General features: G+C 60.8%; 15 protein-coding genes. 3 read left to right on the forward strand and 12 right to left on the reverse strand.

Annotated features, from left to right (window positions below):
- Positions 1-7: 7 nt before the first annotated feature.
- From FHW78_RS08710 to FHW78_RS08720, 3 genes are all read right to left on the reverse strand, one after another.
- Complete coding sequence (locus FHW78_RS08710) at positions 8-3,736, reverse strand: hypothetical protein (RefSeq protein WP_221188929.1); 3,729 nt, start codon at positions 3,734-3,736, stop codon at positions 8-10.
- 18 nt (positions 3,737-3,754) lie between these two features.
- Entirely contained in the window at positions 3,755-7,909 is a 4,155-nt protein-coding gene (locus FHW78_RS08715) for an OmpA family protein (protein WP_183639512.1), read from the reverse strand.
- A gap of 230 nt (positions 7,910-8,139) precedes the next feature.
- On the reverse strand, positions 8,140-8,364 hold the full coding sequence (locus FHW78_RS08720; RefSeq protein ID WP_183639513.1) for a helix-turn-helix transcriptional regulator: 225 nt from the start codon (positions 8,362-8,364) through the stop codon (positions 8,140-8,142).
- Between the two features lie 823 nt (positions 8,365-9,187).
- Here FHW78_RS08720 and FHW78_RS08725 point away from each other — a divergent pair.
- From FHW78_RS08725 to FHW78_RS08735, 3 genes are read left to right on the forward strand one after another with little or no spacing between them, the layout of a single operon-like run.
- A complete protein-coding gene (locus FHW78_RS08725; RefSeq protein ID WP_183639514.1) occupies positions 9,188-9,748 on the forward strand; it encodes an RNA polymerase sigma factor in 561 nt (186 codons plus the stop codon).
- Entirely contained in the window at positions 9,745-10,740 is a 996-nt protein-coding gene (locus FHW78_RS08730; RefSeq protein ID WP_183639515.1) for a FecR family protein, read from the forward strand. The genes FHW78_RS08725 and FHW78_RS08730 overlap by 4 nt, the downstream gene beginning before the upstream one ends.
- Positions 10,741-10,794: 54 nt before the next feature.
- Positions 10,795-13,641 carry a TonB-dependent receptor gene (locus FHW78_RS08735; protein ID WP_218533433.1) on the forward strand — a complete coding sequence of 949 codons (2,847 nt, stop codon included), beginning with the start codon at positions 10,795-10,797 and terminating at the stop codon, positions 13,639-13,641.
- A gap of 181 nt (positions 13,642-13,822) precedes the next feature.
- On the opposite strand, the gene FHW78_RS08740 is transcribed toward FHW78_RS08735, so the two are convergent.
- From FHW78_RS08740 to FHW78_RS08780, 9 genes are all read right to left on the reverse strand, one after another.
- Positions 13,823-14,194, reverse strand: coding sequence for a YciI family protein (locus tag FHW78_RS08740; RefSeq protein ID WP_183639517.1), 372 nt, complete (start codon positions 14,192-14,194; stop codon positions 13,823-13,825).
- Between the two features lie 445 nt (positions 14,195-14,639).
- The gene (locus FHW78_RS08745) at positions 14,640-14,966 is read right to left on the reverse strand and encodes a hypothetical protein (RefSeq protein WP_183639518.1); all 327 of its coding nucleotides are present in this window, start codon (positions 14,964-14,966) and stop codon (positions 14,640-14,642) included.
- A 186-nt stretch (positions 14,967-15,152) separates the two neighbouring features.
- A complete protein-coding gene (locus FHW78_RS08750; protein WP_183639519.1) occupies positions 15,153-15,461 on the reverse strand; it encodes a hypothetical protein in 309 nt (102 codons plus the stop codon).
- Between the two features lie 182 nt (positions 15,462-15,643).
- The gene (locus FHW78_RS08755; RefSeq protein WP_183639520.1) at positions 15,644-16,075 is read right to left on the reverse strand and encodes a hypothetical protein; all 432 of its coding nucleotides are present in this window, start codon (positions 16,073-16,075) and stop codon (positions 15,644-15,646) included.
- 491 nt (positions 16,076-16,566) lie between these two features.
- Positions 16,567-17,037, reverse strand: coding sequence for a hypothetical protein (locus tag FHW78_RS20170; RefSeq protein ID WP_343205549.1), 471 nt, complete (start codon positions 17,035-17,037; stop codon positions 16,567-16,569).
- Between the two features lie 470 nt (positions 17,038-17,507).
- Positions 17,508-20,504: a TonB-dependent receptor gene (locus FHW78_RS08765; RefSeq protein WP_183639522.1), complete on the reverse strand. Its 2,997-nt coding sequence runs from the start codon at positions 20,502-20,504 to the stop codon at positions 17,508-17,510.
- A 1,278-nt stretch (positions 20,505-21,782) separates the two neighbouring features.
- Positions 21,783-22,772 (reverse strand): cyanophycinase, encoded by a 990-nt coding sequence (locus FHW78_RS08770; RefSeq protein WP_183639523.1) that lies wholly within the window; start codon positions 22,770-22,772, stop codon positions 21,783-21,785.
- Positions 22,773-22,972: 200 nt separating this feature from the next.
- Positions 22,973-23,278 (reverse strand): hypothetical protein, encoded by a 306-nt coding sequence (locus tag FHW78_RS08775; RefSeq protein WP_183639524.1) that lies wholly within the window; start codon positions 23,276-23,278, stop codon positions 22,973-22,975.
- Positions 23,279-23,635: 357 nt separating this feature from the next.
- Entirely contained in the window at positions 23,636-25,234 is a 1,599-nt protein-coding gene (locus tag FHW78_RS08780) for a hypothetical protein (RefSeq protein WP_183639525.1), read from the reverse strand.
- Positions 25,235-25,261 lie beyond the last annotated feature (27 nt).

Raw genomic sequence — 25,261 nt, forward strand, 5'->3', positions numbered from 1 at the left:
CCAGGCATCAGTACCTGCCTGTCAGGTTGATGAACCAGCCCTTGTGATCGTTGTCGAAGTCGGTCAGATCGTCGCTGAAGCCGGTGAAGCTGTAGCCCACGCCGATACGGAAGTTCCTGCCGATATCGCGATCCAGTCCGACCAGCGCGCCGCTCGTGCTGCCGCCGCGCTTCACATCCAGCCAGCGGTACGCCGCCAGTGCGTGCCACTGCCCGGCCAGGTCGTAGCGCGCCGATACCGCGGCGAAGTTCGTGGTCGAATCGGCCCAGCGGCCGGCATTGCGGCCATGACGCACTTCCCCCTCCCGGCGCGCCACCTTCGCGGCGAACTCCCACTGCGCGGTCACTTTGTACGTACCCTCCAGCGAGACCACCTGGGTTCTCTGGTCGTAGTCGGCGCCGCCCACCTGTCCCAGCGTGGCGAGGTCGTATAGGTAGGTGTAGCGCCCGAACAAGCCCCAGCGGACACTGTCCCACGGACGGTAGGCAAAGCCGAAGTTGCCCTCGATGAACTTCGCGCCTGCTGCCGCAGCCACCTCGTCCGTGGTCTTCGAATAATTCAGCCGCGCGGCGATGCGCCAGCTGTCGTTGATCTTCCGGATCAGGCGGTGGGTGCTGACCCACTGCTCACGCCGCTCGGCGCCGGTGTCCTGGCGCCATTCGAGTTTGCTCTGCCAGTCGGTATCCGGCGAGGTGCGCCCGCCATTCAGGCTGATCGCCCTGCGTTGCACTTGGCCGCCATCCACGTTGGCAAGCTCGCCCTTCATCAGGGTGAAGCCCAGATTCCAGCCCAGCGCCGGATAGAAATCCATGCCGAAGGTGTGCGCCAGCCCCGACTCACCACGCTCCTTGAGCATCTGGCTTTCGTTGAACAGGTTGACTTGATGGGACAGGCGCCAGCGTTGGCCCAGGGTCCAGCCCGTCTGTCGGTGGGGGTTGAACAGCGGATCGAACCCGGTGGTGTCGGTGCTGTAGGTGTAGCTTCCGTAAATCGTGTGCTCGGGATCGAGCCGGTATTCGGCGTTGACCGTGGCCGCATCACCGCGATCGCCGCTGCTGGCCTCCACGCCCACGCTGGACAGGTCGTTGAACAGGTACTTGGCACCCAATGTATACAGATCGTTGTCGGCATAACGGCCGCCATCGTCGTCCACCGTGAGCTGGGCCTGCCCGTACAGATCAACGCTTGTCCCCAGTCGCTGGGTGTACTTAAGCGCGGCCAGCGTGCCGACGACATCGCCGCCCATGCGCTGTTCCTCGACGCGACGCAGTTCGCCACTGAGCATGCGGGCTTCTTCGATGCGCCATTCGCCGGTCAGCTGTGCCTGGGTCAGGCTTTCATCGCCGCGTTCGGCCTTGCTGAAGCGCGCATAGACACCGACACTGGGGGTGAACTGCCCCAGCACTTCGGCGCCGTATTCGGTCATCTCTTCGCCACTTCCGTAGCGGCCCGTCGAGTATCCGGCGCCGACCCGGCGCCACCAGGCGCCCGTGCTCCAATCCTGTTCGGTCCATCCCAGCTCCTTCAGGTTGGCCCGCGCTTCGATCGCCCTGGCGTCACCTTCGCGGCGACCCGCCATATCGTTGATCCGGCTGAAGCTGAGGCCGCCATTGTCGGAGAAGAATATCGGCGCTGCGGACGACTCGGTCTGCGTGTACTCCGCCTTGAGGTAGGTGCCTTTGCCCGCCTGCAGGGTCAGGTCGCCACCGGCAAGGGTGTAGTCTTCGCCGGCGCGGTTCTCGTCCACGTAGGTGGCACCGACGGCGATGTGGTCGCCGAACCATTGCTTGCCGCGCAGGCCGGCGGCAACGTCGTCCGGATCGAACCCGGACGGCATCCACTCGTAGTCCACCAGCAGGCGCTGCTCGAACCCGTCCAGCGGAGTGTCGCGCGTCAGCGTGGGCACGTTGTCGCGGGTGATCTGCGACAACGGCCGGGTCAGCAGGACGCGGCCCTGCAGTTCGTCGATTTCGTAGTCGGCGCCACGGGTCAGCGTGGCGCGGTGCTCGACGCGGCCGGTGGTCGGATCCCGCACCTCCAGTACCACCACGTCCGATCCGGGCAGGATGTCGGTATGGCGCAGGTAGTACAGGCTGCCGCCGGTGCCGATGAACTCGTTGTGCCCGGGCGCGCTCTGCGCCTCGGAGCCGAACAGGCGCAATTCACTCTTCGGGTCGCCCCACGGATTGGTGCCACGCGAACGCCAGTCGAGTGCCGCGCCATACAGCGAGCGCACGTACTGCGCGTACTCGGTCCCGGTGATGCCGGTCTGGTAGTTGCCCCATAGCGCGTGGTTCCGGTCCCAATCCATTCGCACGTAGAAGCGTCCCATGGTATCCACGTCGCGGTAGACCGTGGAATCGTCGCCATATACCGGGTAGTAAAGATCCGGGTCGAGGCGACGGAAGATGTCCTGCAGGTACGCCTGCCCGAAACCATCGAACAGGTGCTCGAGGTCCTTCTCGGTGGTGTCCGCCTGCGCGGTGACCAGGTACTTGCCCCGCAACTTGGCCTTGCCGTAGAACGCCAGACGACCGTCGCTAATGACGTCGTCGTCGTAACGCACGTCGGCGAAGGATGTCGCCGACGAACCGCTGACCTTGTTCTCCGCGAAGGTCACGTCGGCCAGGCCCACGCCAAAGAAGTACTTTCCGGTCACGTCCACGTTCAGCACGTGGGAGGCGACGCCATCCCTGGCATCGCGCGTTTCCCTGTCGCTGGCGGGATCCCCCCCAACGGAGATATCGAAGCTGTGCTTGCCCACCGGCACCAGATACTCGGCGACGAACTTGCGTTCCATGTCGACCGGATAGCTTTCGCCATTGATCCACAGCTGTGCCTGGCCGGGCAGGTTGCGACCCTGGATGCGGATGCGCGAACCGTGCAAGGGGATGTTCTGCTGGCGCAGGCCGTTCTGCGCGAACGCCGCATCGATGAGTCGCAGGGTCTGGGCCTGTTCGATGCCAAGCGACCTGCCCAGGGTTTTCTGGCTGCTGTCACGCAGCAGGTTGGCGCCGCGCTCGAATTCCTCCGGCTTGACCAGCTGGAACCTGTTCGGGTACGTCTCGTCGAAGTTGCCCCGGGCGTCGTATGCGCGCAGCACGTAAACCAGCTCGTCCCCCTGGCGGAACGGGTACTTCTCTGGCAGCTTGCCATCCCACTCGGTGCTGGCGAGGTTGCCGACCTTCAGCGGCAACATGGCGATGGGTTCGATCAGATCCGCGTCGGCTGCTCGGTACACGTACAGCTCATAACGCTGCACGAACGCCGAGTAGTTGCTGCGCACATAGAACTGCACCGGTTTGACGATTGCCTGGCCGTCGAACGGCACCAGCGACGGCGCCGAGACGGTCAGCGAGGGATTGCCCAGCGTCGGGTCTTCGGTCGCCCAGATCGCACCGCCAGCGGGCAGCTGAACCGAGAACTTTCCTGAGGCAACCGCCTCGCCCGGCTGCTCGGTCGCCACGGTGACGCGGCGATCCGGCTGCAGTTCCATCGATGAGGATTGCTTGTCGGTATCCCGGGTAATCGGTTTGTCGTAACTGCGGGTCCGCAGACGAAACAACAGGCCGTCCTGCGAAGTGCAGGATTCATCGGTGCAGTCGAGCGGTCGGGCCATTCCTTCCGCCGCGCCCTGCTGCGCCTGCGCCCGGGAGTCCGCTTCCTGCGCGCCCGCAAGCGGCGCCATGCCCGCCAGGATTCCGGTCAGCGTGTAGTCGAGCAGTTTCATTCTCATCTTCATGATCCGCGCCCCCTACTTCCGCTTCGCGCCGACAGCGGCGGCCGGATCGTCATTCACTTCCACACGGACCTTTGCTCGCACCTCCGGGCTCAGGCGTTTTGCCAATGCCTCGTACACTGCCCTGGACCGACGCTGGCCCAGCGCGATGTTGTATTCGCGCGAGGCGCGAACGTCGGTATGACCGACGATGCCAATCTGGCCGCTTCCCATCTTTTCCAGCGCCGCCGCGACCTTGTCCAACAGTGGCTCGAACTCGGGCCGGATCAACGACTTGTCGGTGTCGAACAGCACGGTGCCCAGCAGGGTGCCGCCATCCCCCACACCGACCAGCAGCGAGTCCGGATCATCGACGTTGGTGCGGACGCTGACCTGCAATGCCTTGGCCGATTCGACGCTGAGCCTGCCCATCAAGGCGGCCTTCACTGCCGTGGCCCGGTCGAACGCCAGCGCGTCGGTTTCGCCATTGGCGGCGATGATCACTTCGCCGCCGTGGTACCGCTCGACCATGTCGGCCATCTTGTCGATGGCGGGCAGGTATTCGGCCCGCACCTCGGCGCTGCCCGGGGCGAAGAACACCTGGCCCATCTCCAGCTCGATCTGCTCGCTGCCACCGGGAATCTCTTCCACCGGCAACTTCACGCCGAAGTCGAAGCGAACCGGCAAGCCCGGCACCAGGCGGCGCAGCAGCGGATTGTCGGTGGTGAACCCGGCACCGGCCGGCAGCGTGGACGGATCCACCTTCAGGATGAAGTTACGGCCGCGGTCGGCACCACCGAAGGTATCCGGAAGGTGATAGCGCCCGAACTGATCGGTCTCGATCACCAGGCCTTCCACCGACGCGATGCGCACACCCGGAATGCCGCGTTCGTCGATGCCGGCATTCGAGATGGTGTAGTCCACCACATAGCCGCTCTCGTCCTGCGCGATCCTGCGCTCGACCTTCGGCGCAGCCGCATTCAGGCCCTTGGCGGCTTCACCGGACTTTTCGACCGTGGTGTTGCCGGCCTTGTCCATGCGCACGGTCACACCCTGCGCGTTGGTCAGCACGAAGTCGTCGGTGAAGTCCGGTGAGCGGAGCGTCTGCCGGATCACCACCTGATGCGCGTGCTCCGGATCGGCCACCGACTGGCGGCCACCGATCGTGTCCACCGCGATGCCGTGCAGCATCGGCGAGCTCGCATCCGGCTCGGGCTGCGGCCCCGTGCCGCGATCGATCGTGGTCGAATTGGGCACGTAGGCCGACCGGCTGAAGCCGCCCCGCACGCGGATTCCGCTCATCGTCGCGCTGTCCTGCCAACCATCACCATCGCGATCGTCGAACACCGTGCCGAGGATCAGGCTGTTATCCACCAGCGGATCCGCGACCAAGGCGACTTCGGCCGCCACCACGTTGGAGATGGGGCGATTCGTCGGCGAGTAGCCCTGCGCCTGGTTGACCTGGGTACCCGGACGGACGCCCGCGCCGACTCGCATCAGGTAGACCAGGGTTGCGGTTTGGCCGGCCCGGACATCCAGGCCGCCGAAGCGGATCGGGTGCTGGCCGGACACGGCACCTGCGTTGTCGCCATCAACCACCGACAGCGAGCCTTCCACGTAGGTGAAACCTGCCGGTGCCGTATCAATGAGATAGCCGTTGATCAGATCGGCATCGCCCACGTTCTCGGCCGTAAGGGTGTAGCGGACCAGATCGCCGACCTTGGCTTCCCGAACCCCGGCCGTCTTCACCAGGCGCAGCTGCGCCTGGCCAATGACGGTCACCGTGGCCACCGCCGTATCGCAGTTGGTCGGATTGAGCCTTTCGCAGATCGTGTATGGATAGGAGTAGGTGCCCGACGGCGTGCCCGGCGTCACGGCGATGGTGCCATCCGGGTTCATCGTCAGGCCCGGGTGCGGGTTGGCGCCTGGAACCACGGTAACGGCAACGGGCGCGACTGGACTTCCATTCAGCGTGTCGTTGATCAGCACGCTGGGCGTGATACCGCCTGCCCCGGTGTTGATCGGTTCCGACGTGTCATCCACGGCATTGATGACTGGCGCAACCACGGTCACCGTAATGGTGGCCGGGTCGCAGTTGGTCGCATTCAGCCGCTCGCAGATCTGATACGTGATGGTGTAGCTTCCCGCTGGCGTTCCTGCCGGCACGCCTACCACGCCCGTTGTCGGATCCAGCACCGGCACGGGGCCGCCGTTGATCGGCGTCGCCGGCGTCAGTACCGCACCCGTGATCGCGAACACATCCGTGATCGGTTGGCCGTTCAGCGTGTCATTGGTGTATGCGTTGCCCGCGTTGGCGTTGCCCGTCGCGCCATTGATGCCGGTGTACGTGTCATCGTTGGCCACGATGGGAGCCGCCCCCACTATCACGGTGGCATTGGCGCTGTCGCAGTTGGTCGGATTGGCCACTTCGCAGATCTGGTAGGGATACGTGTACGTATCCGCCGGTGTCCCTGGCGCCGCCGTGATCGTGCCGTCCGGATTCATCGTCAGGCCCGGGTTCGGACCGGCCCCCGGTGTCAGCGTCACCTCGGACGGATCCACCGGCTGACCGTTCAGCATGTCGTTGGTCAGCACCGATGGCGTCGTGCCTCCCGTGCTGCCGTTGATCGACGGCGAAATGTCATCCACCGCGTCGATTGCCGGCGCAGTAACCGTTACCGTGATGGTCGCCGTGTCACAGTTCGTCGGATCCACCCTCTCGCAGATCCGGTAAGCGATCGTATAACTCCCCGCCGGTGTGCCCGCCGGCACGCTCACCACGCCAGTGGCCGCGTCCAGTACCGGCACCGGCCCCCCGTTGATTGGCGTTGCCGGCGTCGTCACCGCGCCAACGATGTCGGTCGGGTTCACGGGCTTGTTGTTCAGCGTGTCGTTCCCGGTGTAGGCGTTGCCCACATTGGTGTTACCTGCCGCACCACTGATCCCCGTATAGGCGTCGTCCACGGCATCAATGACCCGATGTGCGGTAGGCGTATCCACGGTCGTGGAACACGCCGGTCCGGTGCTGCCCACCGCGCAGACCGGGCTGGTCACCGTCGCCGTATTGCGGATGTTGCCCGCCGCCACGTCCGCCGCGGTCACAACATAGGTGCCCACCAGCACGCAGGTCGCCGCCGGCGCCACGCTGGCGCAGGTCGCCGAACCGGGCGTGATCCTGCTGTCGCTCACCACCACGTTCGTCAGGTTGCCGGTGGTGCCGATGTTGGTCACGGTGACCGTATAGGTCAGCACGTCCCCCAAGCTCACCGTGCCGCTGTTGTCGCCATCGGCATGGTGGGTCAACGCCTTCGTCAATGTCTGGCTTAGCGGCGCCGCCGGGGTCACCACGGTACGGGTGCACGCCGGATCCGCGCTGCCCACCGGGCAGACCGGGCTGGTCGCGGTCGCGGTGTTGCTGATGCTGCCCGCCGCCACGTCTGCCGCGGTCACGAGATAGGTACCCGCCAGCACGCAGGTCGCCCCCGGCGCCACGCTGGCGCAGGTCGTCGAACCAGGTGTGATCTTGCTATCACTCACCACCACGTTGGCCAGGTTGCCGGTGGTGCTGGTGTTGGTCACGGTGACCGTATAGGTCAGCACATCCCCGAGGCTCACCGTGCCGCTGTTGTCGCCGTCGGCGTTGCTGGTCAGCGCTTTCGTCAGGGTCTGGCTCAGCGCGGTATTCGTGTACTCGCAGACGACGGCGCCGGTGGCTGGCGTGGTAAATGTCGCCGTCGCGACTTGGGTGCTGGTATCGACAGTCACCGGCACGGACGCGCCATTGCAACTCAGCGTGACCACATAGCCGGCCACGTCGCCGACGGAGAAGGCTTCCGTGAGGGTAATCGAAGTACCGCCCGGCACACCGGCCGTCGCATGGGTGGTCGTACCGGGCGCACTGGAGCTGCCGGCAGTCGCGTTGACGACCCCCGTGCCGCCAATGGTCAATGCGACCGCATTGCCGGCCACTCCGCCGGACCATTGCTTGCCCAGGGTGACCCCATACAGGACCGTGTCGGTATCCGTCGCGCTGTTGCAAAGCGGATTCCCAACCTCGCACACGGGATCAATCACACCCGTCGGCGGGGAAACCGTAACCGTATTGCTCGCGGTTTGTGCAAGCGAAGACGTGGCGGCAAGCACAAGCCAACCCGCGAGCGTGCAGAATGAAATGCGGCGCGGCCACATCATGAATCTGGAATCAGGCGACACGCAGAACGACCCCCAAACTTGGCGTCCAAACCATCACACGCCTGCGATACGCCACACAGGCGTCCCACCATGAAAAAAATCGAAAATCGGATACGAAGCCATCCCCGTCAGCCAAATGTCAGGACGCACAAGGAAGTCGCAGTCACCCCGAACACGGAAATGCCGTGAATCCCCCTAGGCTCTCGATGACCGCTACGTTGCCCGATCACTCACACCTTGAGTTCGATGTCCCCCCGCCCGAGCGCCAGCCACTCGAACGAAACATTCGTTTCAATCGCGATTGAAACCAGGTTCGCGACATTGGGTTTTGGGCGCGTGCTGATTTCCCAGTTTGCAACCGCGCTACGCGTCACCCCGATCCGGCCTGCCAACTGACTCTGCGTCATTTCCGCCCGCAGGCGCGCGATACGTATGCGCGCCGCCATGTCTTCCATCGTCTCCGCCCCGAATCATGGTTCCCCGTAGAAACGCAAGATCAAGCCTCCCTCCCTACCTCCGTGGATAACGACAGGCCGGGTTTTCGCGCGCACATCGTCCCTTCTGCACAGCCTGGACCTGCGCTATCCGGTCTGGTGCCTGAGGCTCAGGCAATGACCCCGTGGCGCATGCAACAACCGTGCCTTGCTCTACATCACTTGCGGCACACTGCCGGCACGCGGCCCCATCCCCATCGGCTTCCGTACCGCCACGACGCACGATCCTTCACGAAGCGCCGCAATCTCCGAGGCAGCAACGCCCCAAGAATTCGAATGGCCTCATGCACTTGCAACCCCGAGGGGAGGCACACGAAGAATCGTGTCGGATATCACGCTTTGTGATCGATACTCACAATCCAGCCCGCGTGGTGGCCCTTCACGGCGCGTCTCTCCAGTCCCCCTCTGGCAATCACCTCGCGAACGGCCTCGCGCCCCCGGGTCACAGGGTTCTTGTCCATGCACCTTCCGGCTTCTGGAAGCTGGCTTTGCCCCTTTCCTCCTTTCCCCCAGGAAACGCAAAACACCCCGCACCTCCCTACCCCCCCACCCAGCGCAGGCCACAGAAGGAGACAGACGTCTAGAAACGGGGCCGGCACGAGGAGTGATTACCTCTATCCAGCAAGCATCCATCAACGCCTCGTCAACGGGTCCTGTTCGCCTTGAAACCGCGTGTGGACAAGGCCCGGCCGTAGCTCGTCACGGTCCCTGGAGGTAGTGAAATTACTTTTGAGGCTGGTTAAAATCAGTCACAAAGGCGACTTCCTTCTGCGAGCGGGGGCCAATGAGTGCCACTTTGGACGCGGGGATCAGCCATCAGGTCTTCGAACGATTTCTGGGCGAGCAACGCCCGATGCTGGTCAGCTATCTGCGTGGCCGGGGGCTCTCGCTCGACGACGCCCAGGACATCGCGCAGGAAAGCCTCTACAAGCTGACACGCTATCGCGACTTGCCGGTCGAAGCCCTGAGACCGCTGCTCTACCGGATTGCACTCAACGCGCTCCACGATTCCCGGCGGCGGCAATCCGGCATGCATCAGACATCCTTGTCCGATATGGATCTCCAGGCGCACGACATCCAGGACGAGATGCCGCGGCCGGAGCAATGGGCGGAAAACCGGGAAGAGCTGGCACGGGTACGCGCGGCCATCAGTCTCCTTCCGGAACGCTGTCGGGAAATCTACTTGCTTAACCGCATCGAAGGGATGAGCTACAGTCAAATCTCCAAGCATTGCGGCATCTCCGTCAAAGCGGTCGAGAAGCACATGGGGAAAGCACTGACCTCACTCAGGAAGCAGCTCTCCATTCAAACGCGCCCCATGGGCGCACCAGGAGAGCTCCCATGAACACCGCGACACCTCCTCTCCAGGGTTTTCCCGATTCGGCTGAAGGTTGGCTGGCACGCTTGCTATCACCCGAATGCAGCGCGTCCGACCACGCCGCCTTCGAGGGCTGGCTAGCCATGTCCCCCCGGAATGCGCTCGATTACGCCGAGGTTGAACGCATTCACCAGTTGGCCGGGGCATTACGCGCGGATGCGACGCTGCAGGGCGCGGATCCGCGCCCGACCACCCGCATACCGACCGCGCGACGCAGGCGTACCTGGCATCGTCCCCTGGCCTGGGCCGCCGTCCTGATGTTGGCCGTGAGCGCGGCGCTCTGGCTGCTCGCTGATTTCCGGAACGCCCAGCCCACCGAGTATGCAACGGAGATAGGGAAGCAGCGCCGAGTCGATCTCCCGGATGGATCTGCGTTGGTTCTGGATACCAACACGCTCGTTCAGGTGGCTTACGGACAATCGCAGCGCCACGTCGTTCTGCTCAGGGGTCGTATGCAGGCGAGCGTCGCGCATGATGGCAATCGACCGTTCGTGGTGACCTCGGGAGTCGGCAGCGTCCGGGCACTGGGCACCGTCTTCCAGGTGGAACGGCAGGATGGGAACACGGTCGTCGCCCTGTTGGAGGGGCGCGTCATCGTGGATGCAAACGGAAGTCAACCCGGTCACGCCATCGAATTACATCCGTTGCAACAACTGGCCTATGACGCGGATGGCAAGCTGGGATCCCCCCAAAGCATTGATGGCAGTGTCGCGGAGAGCTGGACACGGGGACGACTGGTATTCAAGGAAGAACGCCTGGCCGATTTGATCGTGGTGTTCAATCGGTACTCTCATGAACAATTGATTCTCTCCGAGAGTGAAATCGGAGAGATCCGGGTCAGCGGCGTATTCAATGCCGGCGACCAATCGGGATTGCTCGCCACCTTGCGCCAGGGCTGGGGCCTGCAGGCGAAGCCCGTCGCCGGAAATCGGATCGAACTGTCCACAACGAAGCAGTAGGTGCTGGGGAGCACGGTCGACCATGCCGATCAGTCTTGCGGAAAACACCGCGTGATGACTGTGTATCGCGAATCCCTCAGACGCCGACTGGCGTGCCTATTCGTTCTGACGTTCCTGGCCATCGCCACGCAAAACGCTTGCGCGGGGCCGAGGGTCTCTCCCGCGTCATCCCGGTACGAAATCGTCCCGGGTACGCTGGACGAAGCCCTGCAGGCTTTTGCCAATCAATCAAATATCCAGTTGCTTTACTCACCCATGCTGGTGCGTGGCAAGCATAGCCCCGGTTTGCGGGGAGACCATACGATTGCAGTCGGTCTGGCCCGACTGCTGGCGGAGCATGGCCTGACCGCGGTTTCGGTGAATTCCAACACCTACCTTCTGCGGAGCGTGAAGAATCAGGTCCGCGTCGCCAGCGTCCTTTCCAGACAGACGGAAACCACCTCTGAAGTCAGCGTGACCGGGCTCGCTACCGTCGACGTCACCGGCACGCACATTCCGAAATCTTCCCTGGAATTGTCCGTCCCCGTGACCGTAATAACCGCGGACGAAATCGAACGCAGTGGACGACAAACGCTGCACGACTTGCTGAGTGAGCGCCCCGGCCTGGTGAGTCACCACCCCATGACGGTGGCCAGCGAAGGACGGTACTACCCGACGGTGGTTGCCTCGGGCGCCAGCCTCTATTCTCTCGGACCGCGCGCAACACTCTATTTGCTGGACGGAAAGCGTATTGCCCCCTTCGGGCTCGCATCCAGCGATCTTGGTGGCTTGATCGATCTGAACAGCATTCCCTTGAGTTTCGTTGATCGCATCGAGATCCTGCGCGGTGGCGCTTCCGCGATCTATGGCGCGGACGCTATGGCGGGCACGATCAATATCATCCTGAAGAAAGATCATGAGGGAGGCGAGATTTCCACGCGGTTCGGTACCTCGCAGCAGGCGGATGCCCAGTTTCGCCAAACCTCCATGATCTTTGGAACGCGGACAGGATCAGGCGGAAATCTACTGCTTGCGGCGACGACTTCTTCGCAAGACGAACTCGGTGGTGACCGGCGCGGATGGCATACAAATGACCGCTCCCGGGTTGGACTAGCGGACGATCGCCCATTCCTCGGGTTCGCGACCTGGGATGACAAGCCTTTACTTTCGCTTCCTCAGTGCCAGGCAGCAGGGGAGAATCCGGATTCCCCCTATTGTCGTTTCGACTCCGCGAGGTATCGAACCTTGCAGCCCGGCTTGCGTAACAGATCCCTGCTTGTCCGATGGGATCAGGAGCTGAGCAGTTCATTCTCACTGTACTTCTCCGGATTGCATGGCCTGAGCGAGCAGACGCTGCAGTATTCGCCGAGCCGAGGCTTTTTTCCCATGACTCCCTCTCACCCGGACTATGCAAAGGCTCCCATCCCGGACGCGGATGTCTATTACCCCTTCTATGAATTCGGATCTCCCCGGAACCACAGCACGAATATCCTAAATCACGTATCGATCGGCCTCGAAGGGCTGGCAGGCGGATGGAACTGGAACGTCGCGCTTTCCCGCAGCGAGAGTCGGGTTCGTAGCGCCATCGATAACGTTTTCCTTGTGGCCAAGGTGAGGGAGAACGTCAATCGTATCCGTATCGACGGGTCGGACAATACGGATGTCATGAACGAGATGAGAGCCTCCATCCGGCCGACCGGATACTATTCAGTGGACACGCTGGAAGCCACCTCGAACCGCCCATTGTTCGATGCCTTTGGTGCGACCGCGCAGGTTGTGGTGGGGATGGCGATTCATTCCGCCCGGCGACGGAGTAATCCGGATCCCTTGCAGATCAACAACAGCATTTCATTTGGCCCGGCCGTCATTGAACCGTACGATCTTCGTGGTCGCGATTCCGCCATTTTCGCCGAACTCGATCTACCGCTGCATCGGACGCTACAGGTCGATCTGGCCGCCCGTCTCGATCATCACCGGGGGTTTCGGTCCAATACGTCTCCCCGGTTCGGATTCAAGTGGAACCCAAGCCAGTCCTTTCTTGTCCGTGGCAGCTTCGGGCAAGGCTATCGGGCGCCCAGTCTCAACGATGCACGTGTGCCCTTCGAAGAGGCGATCGAAATCCTGTACATGCGCATCACTCCACAGTTGCTGCCGTGCGTCCAGGTAGGTCCGGATCGATGCCGGGTCGAGTATGGCGTGAGCGACAATCCTCGTCTGCGCGCGGAGTTCTCTCGCAGCCTGACCCTCGGCGTGGCCTGGACTCCGACACCGGCATTCCGCGCAACCCTGGACACCTACCGTGTATCGCGCACCGATGAGTTCGGTATTGCCGATGCTTATCGCTACCCATCTCTTTTCCCGGATGGCCTGGTTCGCGACGCCAACGGCGTGCTCTATCGCGCCAACAGGTACCTGGCCAATATCGGCAAGTCCAAAACCCGAGGTTGGGAGTTCGAATCAAGTTATCTGCTGAGAAACGACGAACTGGGAGAGATCAGCTTCCGCCTGGCGGCCCACTATCTCAGTCGATATGCCACGTCGAGCATCATCGAGCCCAAAGCGGTCGAGCGCGCCGGCCATGACACGCCCAAGCTGACCTTGCTGGGCGACGTGCGATGGCAACATGGCAATTGGACGACGACTTTGACCATGCGCCATTTCGGCGCCTCGTACGCCTATTCCGCCGGACAGGCTTGCCCCGAGGCCAATCGCGATGCCGGCAAGTGCGCCAATCCGGCGGCGACGCTTTTTGGACTCAATGCCCGCTATTCAAGCCCGGAAGGCTGGTCATATTCGCTCGGCATCAACAACCTGCTTGACAGACGTCCCGTGGACTATCGTTACTACACCGGCGGCTACAACATAGCGGTCGACGACGTCTACGGGCGCTACTTCACCGTGTCAGCGACGTATCGTTTCTGATAAGGACCAGCGCGATAGCACGCAACATCGTGGTGGACACGGACGGTGAGATCAGCATCGAATGCCCGCCCGAGGGCGGAACCTCCGTCCATATCACGCTTCCCTTGGTGTCACTGGTCGGGTAATCGCCAAGGAGAAGCATCGGCTCCCCAGAACCTTCAACGCATTTTTGTTCCAGCCCTTATGGGGCCAGATAAAAGTCCATGGGGATGAGTTCGACAGCCCACCCTCCCTCTTCGCCCAAGATGGCGGCCGGGTGCATGGAGGCGATGCGCAATGCCTCCTCAGGGCTGACCGCCTCAATGATGAACAGGCCACCCACCACTTCCTTCGCCTCGGCGTAAGGCCCATCGGTGACATGCGTCTTGCCGCCACGCGGACGAAGCGTCCGCCAGCTTCCGGTATCGCCCAGTGACGCTGACACCCGCACCTTGCCGGTGGCGAGCATCTTCTCGTCCAGTGCGGGGCACTGGCTCTCCAGCGCTTCCACTTCGTCTGGACTCATTTCGGCGAACTTTTCGGGGGAGTAATAGGCCAGGCCGAGGTACTTCATGGGAGTTCCTTTGAACAGGGGTGTGTTTGACGACGAAGCGGAGGGCCGGAAATCGACCGTGCTTACGCAAAACCGGGGACGACAGCTTCGTTTGCCTTCATCGCGCAAAAAAAAAGCCCGCTCTGTTAGCGGGCTCCCGGATTATCTAACTCACGCCTAGCTCCCCGTCGTGGCTACCCTGATCGATGTCTCGTGTCGCCGCCGCCTCTCGCAGCAATCCACATCAGCAATGCAGCAAGCACAAGAACACCACCGCCAATGAATTCATGGTATGCCCCAAAATCAAACGAAAACCCGTACTTGCTGCTCCTGAAAAACTGAGAGGAAAAAATTCGCAGCCCTATAAGGGCTATCGCTACTGGAATAATGAACTTCGATAGATTCACAATTTAACTCCAACGCTAACAGAAGCAGCACCATCGAGCCTCATCTATGGGCTGCAGGATCAGGCGGTGGAGGCGGGGTCACTAACAAAGCCCATTCGTTCCAGCGCCTGCGCTGATCTTTCAACAGCGTCGCTATCATGAAATACATCTTCATCGCATGACACCATCCATTCAATGTCGCTCGATGCTTTGACTGCTTCACCGGGCACCCGAACTTCTGAAACCTTGAATGACATACCTTTGGCGGTCTTGCCTATCTCCAAGCTACTTCCGATCGACAAGTAGTCATTCAACTGGGGAGTTCTAGACAGATCGAACATCCCGGCCGCAAACCCGGCATGCCTGCCATCAACCATATTGCAATCGACAAAGACGTAGCACTTCATGGATCAGGTATCCCTGGAAGTTGAAGAGCCATGTGCCTGTCGTACTCCACCACATTGCAACCTATTTCTTTGGCTGCGCCAGTGCTTGTCATTCTAGAAATAGGGCCAGAACGGCACTCTCTGTATTGGCCCTCGCCATCAGAAAGTGCTCCGACCTCTGTTTTTTTTTATGCGTCCCAAAAAATACTAGTAACGATAAGCCAAGAGCCCGAACCCAGCCTCAAAGTACTTCATGAGCATTTCGGCTTCAGAGGCTGACGTTGCCACCAACTCCTCCAAGCCCATCGTGCAAGTGCCTTGCTCAGCATCAAATCTCCTCTCTGTCACCACAAGAAATCCATCGAAACTGGAACCAGGCAAAGAAGATTCCCGAGCAAATAAGAATGAAACCCTGTCTCCTACAACCGGCAAAGCGCAAAGTTCAAGGCTCCCCGTGACATTTCCATAGGCATCACTTGGAGAAGTGAAAACTGAAAAATCAATGTCTACTTTCATCATTAATTCCATGGAGACTAACGAGTCCCTTCCCCCGCTGGCGGGGGAAGGTGCCGAAGGCGGATGGGGGCAACGCCGACGACGCACAAGCCTCCTCTTCCAGCGCTGCGCGCCGCTTCTCCTGCAAGGCATTCGTTGTGACGAGATGCCGCACCCCTGTTTTCTCCACCTTCTTTTAAAGATCACATATTTGCGTATTGTTTGGAAAATGCTTCGAGCGGGAACTGGAGATCAGGATGACTACCATCATCAAATATAAGACGCCACCAGGGGGTAACATACTTTACCGTGTGCTCGCCGCCTCGCTCGTCTACGATTTTCAACTCTGAGACAAAAACTCCTCGCCGATGCTCAACGGATGATTTTCCCCCCATCTCAAAAACACGATTACCCAACGAAATATAGCGCGCACCATCGTGACGAAAGAAGATGACTCTACTCGCACCAGCAATGACCTTCTCAAAATCGATGAGCCATCCACTGGCCTCTAGACGAATGTTGGGTTCTGGATCGATCTTTCCAGATTCAGGCGAGTAGTGGAAAAGTGGCTGCTGCAACGTGTTAAACGCTGAGTGGCGCCTGATAAGAACTCTGTTACTCGCATCCACATTCATTGGCGTTCTCCATAGCGCCATTTGCTCGAACCCCGCTGGAAAGCAAGCCAAAGCCCACGATTCCTGTCGTCCACGGCAAGCTAGTCCTCCCCCAGCTCCTGCAATGATCGCAGCGCAGTGACCCTGGAGGTGAAGATCCTTCGCCAAACATCAGAATTTCTTTGGATATCCATATCCCCCTATCCTAAAGCGAAGATATCATTTTTCGACGTTTGGCATGTTCTGCCTTCTTTCTGGGGAGGCCTGGGCCTATCAGCCCGCCAGATAGAGCACCGAAGGTGACGACGCAGCGTCTTAGGACGGGGCATTTTTTTTGGAAACAACCCTCTGAGCAACAGGCGTCTTTCTCATTGATGACAGGTCTTGAGATCCTGCACGGTTTAGGAACCCACTCCGCATGCGCGGATAGATGGCATAACCTGCTCACGACTGTATAAAAAGAACCCGGCTAACGCCGGGTCCAAGGGGACAGCAAAGGACACTTCGGCAAATCAGAAGGTAACCCGGTAGTTGGCAAACACCTGCCGCCCCACTGGGCTGTAGGAACGCCAGAAGAAGGGATAGCTGGTGAAGCTGTCGTCTCGGGGATGCAGTTTGTTGAAGACGTTGACCGCGCTGAAGCCGATGGTGGCCTTGGGCGTAATCTTCTTCTGCACGTCCAGGTTCCAGAGGAAGTAAGACGCGATGCGATGGGTTTCGTCCCAACTGGGCAGTGATCCGTAGCGATAGCCGTACAGGTTGGTGCGCCAATCGTTCTTCTCCCAGCCCACCAGCCAGTTGGCGCGACTGCGATAGTTGAAGTAGCGGCGGTGGTCGCGGATGTTCTCCACCTCGTCATCGGCGAACCGTTGCAGGTCCAGCTTTGTGACGTGGGTGTAGTTAAGCTGGAAGTTGAATTTTCCCCAGCGGTCGGTATCCAGCGCGTACTTCCAGGTGGCGTCGAATCCTTCCGATCGGGTCATCGCCTGATTGACGGGATAGGCAGCGTAGCGAGTCACTTTACCGTTGCCCAGCGAGGAGGTATCGCGGGTGATGAGGCCCAGGAAGTGGACGCAGGACGGAGAATTGGTGTCCGCCGGGTTTCCCCGGGTGTCCGCGTCCAGGCGGAAGTCGTAGCGGCGGGTTGATGCGACACCCCGCTCACCGCCCCGCTTCAATGAACCTGGAGGGTGCCCGATGTCAAGGAAGTTTCGACGCACATCAGCATCTTTCGTCTTGTTCCGCCGGCTTCGGTCGGCGCTTAAAAAGCGGCTAACATCCACTTCCATACTGGCACTTATCTAGCGCTCAACTTTACCCTTTCGCATGCTGCCCGGATTGGCGTTAAAATTTGGGTGTCAGAACACTGAAAAGGTACTCTGATCTCTGTTCTTACATTGCGTGGATAAAAAAACCCGGCTTGCGCCGGGTCCAAGGGGATCGTGGGGGAAACTCAGAATCGGTAGGTCGCGCCTACATACAGCAGGCGACCGATGCTGTCGTAGAGTGCGGAGCCGGTGCCGGAGCCGAAGTAGTTGAGCGGTGGGTTGCGGTTGAAGACGTTGTCGATGCCGAGATAGGTACTGACGTCCGTCTTGGCGAAGCGGTAGCCCACCTGCATGTTGTGGACGGCGTGGGACGCGTTGCGGATGGGTCGGGCGGAGCCCGGGTTGCTCTCGTAGCTGGACGGCCTGACGCGCAGGTTGCGGTGCACGAAGTTCACGTCCCAGGAGCCGCGCCAGTTGCCGCGGTTGTACTTGGCCTGGAGGTTGGCGCGCCAGCGGGGCGAGGTGATCGAGTCGACGTACTCCTCGAACTCGTCCGGGAAGTCCTGGAAGCTCCATTCGCGGTGCTGCAGCATCCGGGTGCCGGTGAAGCGCACGACCGCATCGCCCTCGAACAGGCCGAAGCGGTAGTCCATCTCCACATCGATACCTTCCCGGCGCGACTTCGCCATGTTCTCGTTGATGCCCGTCCAGCTCGTGATGCTGTGGGCGGGGAAGTCATTGCCCTTGGCATCCGTATACCCACCCACCGGGGCGCGGGTGATGAACGAGCAGAACTTGTTGTCGATGCCGCTGGGCGAATCCACGCAGCGGGTGGCGTTGGTCTGTCCGGTGACACGCCCGATGGCGTCTTCCAGGGTAACGCGCCAGTAATCCACGGACATGCCGAATCCTTCCAGGAATTCGGGCTGCCAGACAAACCCGAACGACAGGCTCTCCGCGGTTTCCGGCTGCAGCTTCGGATTGCCGCCGCTGATGCCCGGCCGGGTGGCGCTGAAGCTGTCGACCCAACCCACCGGAATACCCAGTGCCGAACAGTTCGCCCGCCGCAGCGCCGGATCCTTGGCCGTGTCGGGCCGGTTCGAGTTGACCTGGTTGTAGTTGCAGGGATCGGCGATGAACGCGTAGTTCTCCATCTGCCCGCTGTAAAGCTCGCCGATGGAAGGCACGCGGACGGCGCGGGCCTTGGTGGCACGGAAGCGCAGCGAAGGCAGGACGGTCCAGTCGATGCCCACGTTCCAGGTGGTCGTGGATCCCATGTTGCTGTAGTCGGAATAGCGTCCCGCCAGATCCAGAGCCAATCGCTCCACGCCGGGCAGGTCAGCCAGCAGCGGAACAGTGGTCTCGGCAAAGACCTCCTTGACCGCGTACTCGCCACCCTGACTGGGAATGGCGTTGAGGAAGGTCAAACCAAGCGCCGACAACGGATCGGTATTCTCGCGGCTGGTCTCCTTGCGATATTCGACGCCACCGGCGAACCCGACATCGCCGGCCGGCAGCGTGAACAGGTTGCTGTTGGCCACCGAGGCGGTGAACACCCGTTGCTCCAGCTTGGAACTGTTCAAGGAGTTGGTGTTGAACCAGTTGGCGGCTTCCTGGCTGACCGCGCCATGGCCGAAGACGCTGAAAGGTACGCAACCGGTGCGGGCGAGCGGCGAATAGACCGTGCCGGTGTGCGGATTGATCGCTGACGGATCGAGCGTGGTCCGACAGACCAGGTTGCCGTTTCCGTCGCGGGCCACGTCCAGTCCTGCCTGCCAGCGCTCGTTGATACGGTTGTTCAAGTTGACTCGATCAATCGTCGTCTGGCCGAAGTTGACGGACGCCTCGTACGTCCAGTCCTTGCCCAGGAAGCCTTCCACGCCAAAAACGGCTCGCACGGTCTGGCGATCGACCTCCTCGCCCCGGCGTCCCGCATCCAGGTTGAAACGGTTCAACGACAGCAGGCTGACGCCGTGCTGGTCCATCAACGCGCCGAGCTCGGCGGATACCAGCGGGTTCTGGCGCCGGATGCGGATGGGCTGGTCGAAGCTGGATTGCCCGAGGTAGTGGGACTCGGTCTTGCTGTACTTGCCTTCGAAGAACAACCGGTGCGCGTCATTCAGATCGAAGTTGATGACCGTATTGAAGCTGGTCCGGTCGAACGCCGGCTGGAGATTCGCCACGGCATCCAGATCAAGGAAGTCGCAATCCACGCACGATGAATTGCTGGTCACCACCCCGTCGTAGCGGTTGGGACGGAAGGTCCCGTCGGGATTGAACAGGTAGCGGTTGCCATACGTGGTCGGGTCCCGGAAGTCGAAACGCCCCAGGGTGAAGGTGCCGCCGGTGGACAGGGAATGCAGGCCACCCGGTCCCTGATACAGGGTCTGCGGGTTGTCCTGGCTGGACGGTCGCGACGGGTCGTAGTTGGGATTGGGCACGGTGATGAGGTATTCACGCCCGATCTTGCGATCGCCACGTCCGAACCGATCCTGTTTGCTGTATTCCAGCGAGAAGGCAGCCGAACCCCGGTCATCCGCGAAGTTGCGCCCGGCCGAGAAGCTGACGAAAGAACGGTTGAAACTCCCCTCCTCGGCCGCGCCATGCTGGCCGCGAAGCTCGAAACCGTCGAAGGACTTCTTCATGATGAAGTTGACCACGCCGGCCACCGCATCGGCACCGTAGACCGCCGAAGCGCCGCCCGTGATGACCTCGACCCGCTCAATCCATTCCACCGGAATCGTGTTGGTGTCCACCGCGGTCGAGCCCGGGCTGGATCCGACATGACGCCGTCCGTTCACCAGCACCAGCGTGCGCGAGGTTCCCATGCCACGAAGATCCAGCAGGCCCAGACCCGCCGTGCCAATGAAACGCGTGGAGTTGCCCAGCGTGTAGGTGGGCGTCAACTGCGGCATCCGCGCCATCAGATCGCCGATATTGGTCGCGCCCAGCGCCCGGATGTCCTCCGCGCTGATCGCCATCACCGGCGACGAGGTGACGAAGCCCACGCGCTGGATGCGCGAACCGGTGACCGTCACTTTATCTAGGTCGGTGGTTTCGCTGGCCGGTGGTGATTCGGACTCCTGGGCGATGGCGGCAACCGGAACGCACGCGGCCAAGGCCAGCAGTACCGCTCCCCGGAGTGGGTGGTATTTGAATCTGGATTGGTTACGGACTTGCATGACTCCCCTCTGTCGTTTGCAGAAAAACGGTCCGCGTGCGCGAACGCGCGACGCGGACCGGCAACGACCATAGGAAGAGAAAGATTCAGTTGCAAGTATTTGATTTCAAAGTATTTATTCTCACATTTGCAGCGCCATTGCCGTTTTTGCGCTTTGGCCGCGCGGCGCATGCCAGGGCGGAACATGTCGCCCTGGCGTGGCCGCCAAGTCTTCCCGTACATCGATGGCTGCCTGGTGGCAGAGCTGACCGCCCCCGGGTTCCTACGCGTTGGCCGTCGGGTCGAGGAACGCGGCGCCGTCGTGTGCGCGCATCGTGTCCTCCAGAACTGCGGCCAGGTGCAGATTGCTGATCCACGTCACAATCAACCTGCTTATGGCGGGAAACAATTGGAAACCTGTCGCAAATGGATGCGGCAAGGTGGTGGAAGAATCAATCGTCTAATCAAGGAGTGAATCCATGAAGAGCAAGATGTCATCCTGCGTGTTTGCGGTTCTGATGACTGGACTATTTTTCGCCGCGACCGCTGGCGCCACAACGAAAACAATCTACGCGACGGCAAACAGCAACGGTTCGACCACGGGTAGTGCTTCGATGTCGTCGGCCTCCAAGGTCACGTGTACATCCGCATCAGGGGGAGGCACCAGCTCCCGGTGCTTCATTCAAGCCCCCGGCTGGAGTGGTCTATTGACGGCCGGACAATCAATCGGGACCAGCGGGCCAGGCACGGTCACTCTTTCGTGTACCGGGACCTACCCGGTGGGTGGGTCATTGTCTTGTTCCGCAAAGGTTGATGACACCACCTGTTCGCCTGAACAGACTCTCTCGGGCTCCGCGAATTGGGCAGGTACCACGCAGGGTCTCGCAGCCATAAAGGGACCGGCGATCGTTGAATGCACGTTTGCATCCGGCGGTGGTACCAGCTCCAGATGCTTTGTTACGGCGCCTGGGTTCAGTGGACTCATGTTGGAGGGCCAGACGGTTTCCGCCACGGGTGCCGGCACGGTGGTTCTGGGGTGCGCAGGCAGCTACCCGGTAGGCGGCTCTCTGTCTTGCAATGCGCAAGTCAGCCAGATCTGTCCTTGACCAGGCGTTGATGCTGCAAGGGTGAACGGATGGGCCGCACTGCGGCCCATCTCCATTGGTGTCGGGTAGTTCTACCACCCGACAGAGCCGCGCGGCGCATGCCAGGACGAAACACATCGCCCTGGCATGGCCATCGACTGCGGTTTGTCCACCGCCATGGACATCGCCCTTTCGGGCGCTGTATGGGCGGGCTTTCAGTAAGCCGAACCACCCGCCTGGGTGGAACTCAGCACACCGGCTTCGGCCGTGACCGTGTAGGTGGCCCCACCTACCGGCGCCCAGGTGACCAGATCGAAACCATCGCCGGCGGCGATGCGCGCGACGCCGATGTTGCGGTAGGTCAGCGGTTGCTTGGCCGAACACACCTGCGGCAATCCCGGCGCTTGCAGGAAGTACACCTTGCCCGTGCCGACCACGCTGGCATAGCCGCCGTTGGCGACCAGCAAGGCGGTCGCTTCATCGACGGCGATGCCACGCGGCGCCGAGCTCCAGCCGTTGGCCGCCACGCGGCACAGGAAGGCGAGGTTGCGGCCCATGCGGTCGCGCGCGGCGAAGTGGGGGTCGCCGATGATGCCCTGCAGCGTCGACACCGCGGCGAAGTTACGGTCAAAGGTCAGATAGCGGTTGAACGGATCCGCCAACGCCTGGCTGCTGGTCGCGCCCTGGCTGGCGTTCGCGCTGTAGACGAACTGGGTGAGCACGTTGAGACCGGCGCTCGTGCCGCCCACCGGCACGCCCTGCGCGATGCGCGCGTTGAGCGTGGACTGCACCGGCGTGCCCTTCCAGAAATTGATGTAGTTGGACTGATCGCCGCCGGCAATCCACACCACCTCCGCCTTGGCGATGATGGCCGCGACGTCCGCATGGTTTGCCGCCGTCGCGTCCGGAATGATCAGCGTGGCGACCGAGTTCGCGTTCGGGCACAGGCCCTGCACGTACGGGTTGTAGGCATCGGCACCGGTGGCGCGGATGATCAGGAAATCCCCGTTGCCGCCCAGGTTGCACAGCCACTGGAAGGCGGCATCCACATCGCTGCCGCCGCCCATCAGGACGGTGCCGGACGTGGTGGCCGGCGAGACATCGCTCGCGCTGCCGACGCGGACATACGTGTAAGGCGGGGCCTTGCCGGCCATCGCGGTAGTAGCCAGGACCGAAGCGAACAGGAACAGCAGCAGACTGCGCATGGAACACCTCATCGTTGGGTGACAAAAACCCAGACGAGCCAGTTGTCCCAATCCCCCACGCACCGCGACAGGCGGTCGCGTGTGGGCGCCATGCCCGAAAACCCCTCTTACGCCCGTACCCTGGCTCTCCAGGACAGGCCCTGCCCCGTCAACGCATGCCAGAGCGGAACACATCGCCCTGGCATGGCCGTCGCCCGGTGCTAGCGCATCGCGCGCTTGCGCTTCAGCACCTTCCGCTTCAGGCCGTCACCAGGCTCAGCCGGCCGGACCGATATCCACTCCGACTGGCTCATGATCCGGTCCACCTGGCGCTCCATGTTCTCGAAGCTCGCATACCAGCGGTGAATCGCCATGGTCGGCTCGTTGTCCTCATCGCCACCACACGCAGCGCTGAGACAGCTCATCAGATTGAGCTGGTTGCGCAACTGCTTCAGCTCGTAGATCGCGGCTTCGGAAAAGAAATAACCCGTGCGTGGCAACGGGGTCGCGGGGGCATCAGAACTCATCGGCGGTACTCCAGTCCGTGGGGAAAGAACCCCGTTCGCTGAAACGCAAACGGGGATGTCGGGAGGCTAGAAAACCGCACAAAGCCGGCGGGCGTATTCCCTCAAGACGAGGTCTTTTATTAGCCGCCCTCCCGACGCGGAGCATCTTGCGTCGGTCATGCACTCATGAAGAACCAGTGCACAAGAATCCACCCGTTTGTCGGAGGTGGAACCGCTTTGTGTGGAGTTTCTAGACTCCGGCGACGAGTCTGCCTTCGTCATCGAACGCGTTCAATGCTTTGGCGTTCAATGTTAGTCGGATGACGAGTGCACTTTGACATAGCAATGATTCTTATCAACAAAGAGGCCATCCTGAAGCTAAAACTCTTGCTCTACTGGCTTCTGAAGCACAGGGACCCCTGACTCATCGAACAGCTCTACTTGCATATAGTCGATTTCGATATTGAAATCTTCGCGCAGACGGACCAGAAATGAACGCGTCACATCATCCAATACCGGTTCTCCAACGATAAATAGCTTTTTTGCCTCCAAGCCCCCCGGTCGAAATCCGTACTCCAACAATTGTCCAATCGCCTGCCTCACTACCTTCGCCGACGTATCAGCAATTTTTATTTCATATAGTTGGCAGTAACCATCTGGGTGTCTAACAATGGCATCAGCGTACCCACCCGTACCCGTAGGGTACTCAGTCCACACTCTATCCTTACCAAATTCCACAGACAGCTTAGAGAATAGAGCTGTCTGTATGACATTGTGTCGAAGCGAAATGATCCGCTGACGTGATGGAAGGTTCGCAAACGCGACCTCCGGACGCGGTGAATGTCCTGGCTTGAGGCTTTTTGACGAGCTACGAGCACGAATTTGTTCTATGACGAACCAAGGAAAGATGTTTCGAACAAGGAAGTTGTCTCCAAAAACTCCTGCTCGATCTATATGAATGACCAAAGCTCGAGCTTGGACCGACCAGCTATCGGATCGCGGAGCTCTGAAATTAGTATGCGCAGCGAACCAATCAATAACCAGATTCTGACTATGGGAATCGACGGTAGTGTGATACAGGCGCGGATGGATTCCAGCGAAGGCCCTGGCGATCAATAAACGAGGCACCATTCCGACATGGCCCTTTCTTTTCCAATCGTTGAACCGCGCGACGATTTGATTGAAGTTCTCTGGACTTCCATCCGCATAGATATCTCGGATTACTTCGACAAGCTCTTGACGCATCCTTTCTACAGTGTCGTATTTCAGAATGCCTTGGCCAGCGTTACTGATGCTGTTTTCAGCGCTCTTCCACAAAATTTCAAAGACGTCCTGAGGGCGATCCGCTGCCATGGCATCGGAGATATCCCTGATGATGGCGGTGTAACGCGGGAGCCAGCGCGCCTGAAACCATACTCCGGGATCCATAAATCCTTCTATAAACGCTTCCGCTTCTGCATCCAAGACGACGGGAAGGTTAGCAATCGTCATGTTCAATGCTTGGTCATGAGAGGAGGTGCTCGGCGAGGATATGAATGACGCAGGTTTACCTTCTAGCCTGGCTCGCGCGGCCTGTACGGCCTGAGTAGAGAATTCATCAGAGAAGCGATCAATGATTGCTTCAAAACTGAGTTCCTGCAGACCCGCGTCTTCGAGAACTTCAAATCCTCTAGAAGGTTTGCGTTGCAAAACCATGCGTTCGGCCGCAGCCAATGCTCCGTGTTTAGATAGCATCTGGCGGGTTCGGGTTGCGCGAAAGGTACGTCCCTTTAGCCGGCTCTGCTGTTCTTCATAGGCGTAGAGCGCCGCAGCAATGGCCTGCTCGGCGGGACTTCTATAGCCCTCCTCGATAGCTCTAAGTTCATTTGCACGCTGTTGGGCTTGCGCTGCCAGTTCCAGTTTGCCAAGCCGTCGTGCATTCTCAACCAGTATGCCTGCTTCTTTCGATGTCTTCAGCCGCGCGATACGCTCGTCCATTCCACCCTCTTTCAAGTACACGTCGAT

It is taken from the genome of Pseudoxanthomonas sp. OG2 (assembly GCF_014192765.1).
GTDB classification, from domain to species: domain Bacteria; phylum Pseudomonadota; class Gammaproteobacteria; order Xanthomonadales; family Xanthomonadaceae; genus Pseudoxanthomonas_A; species Pseudoxanthomonas_A beigongshangi.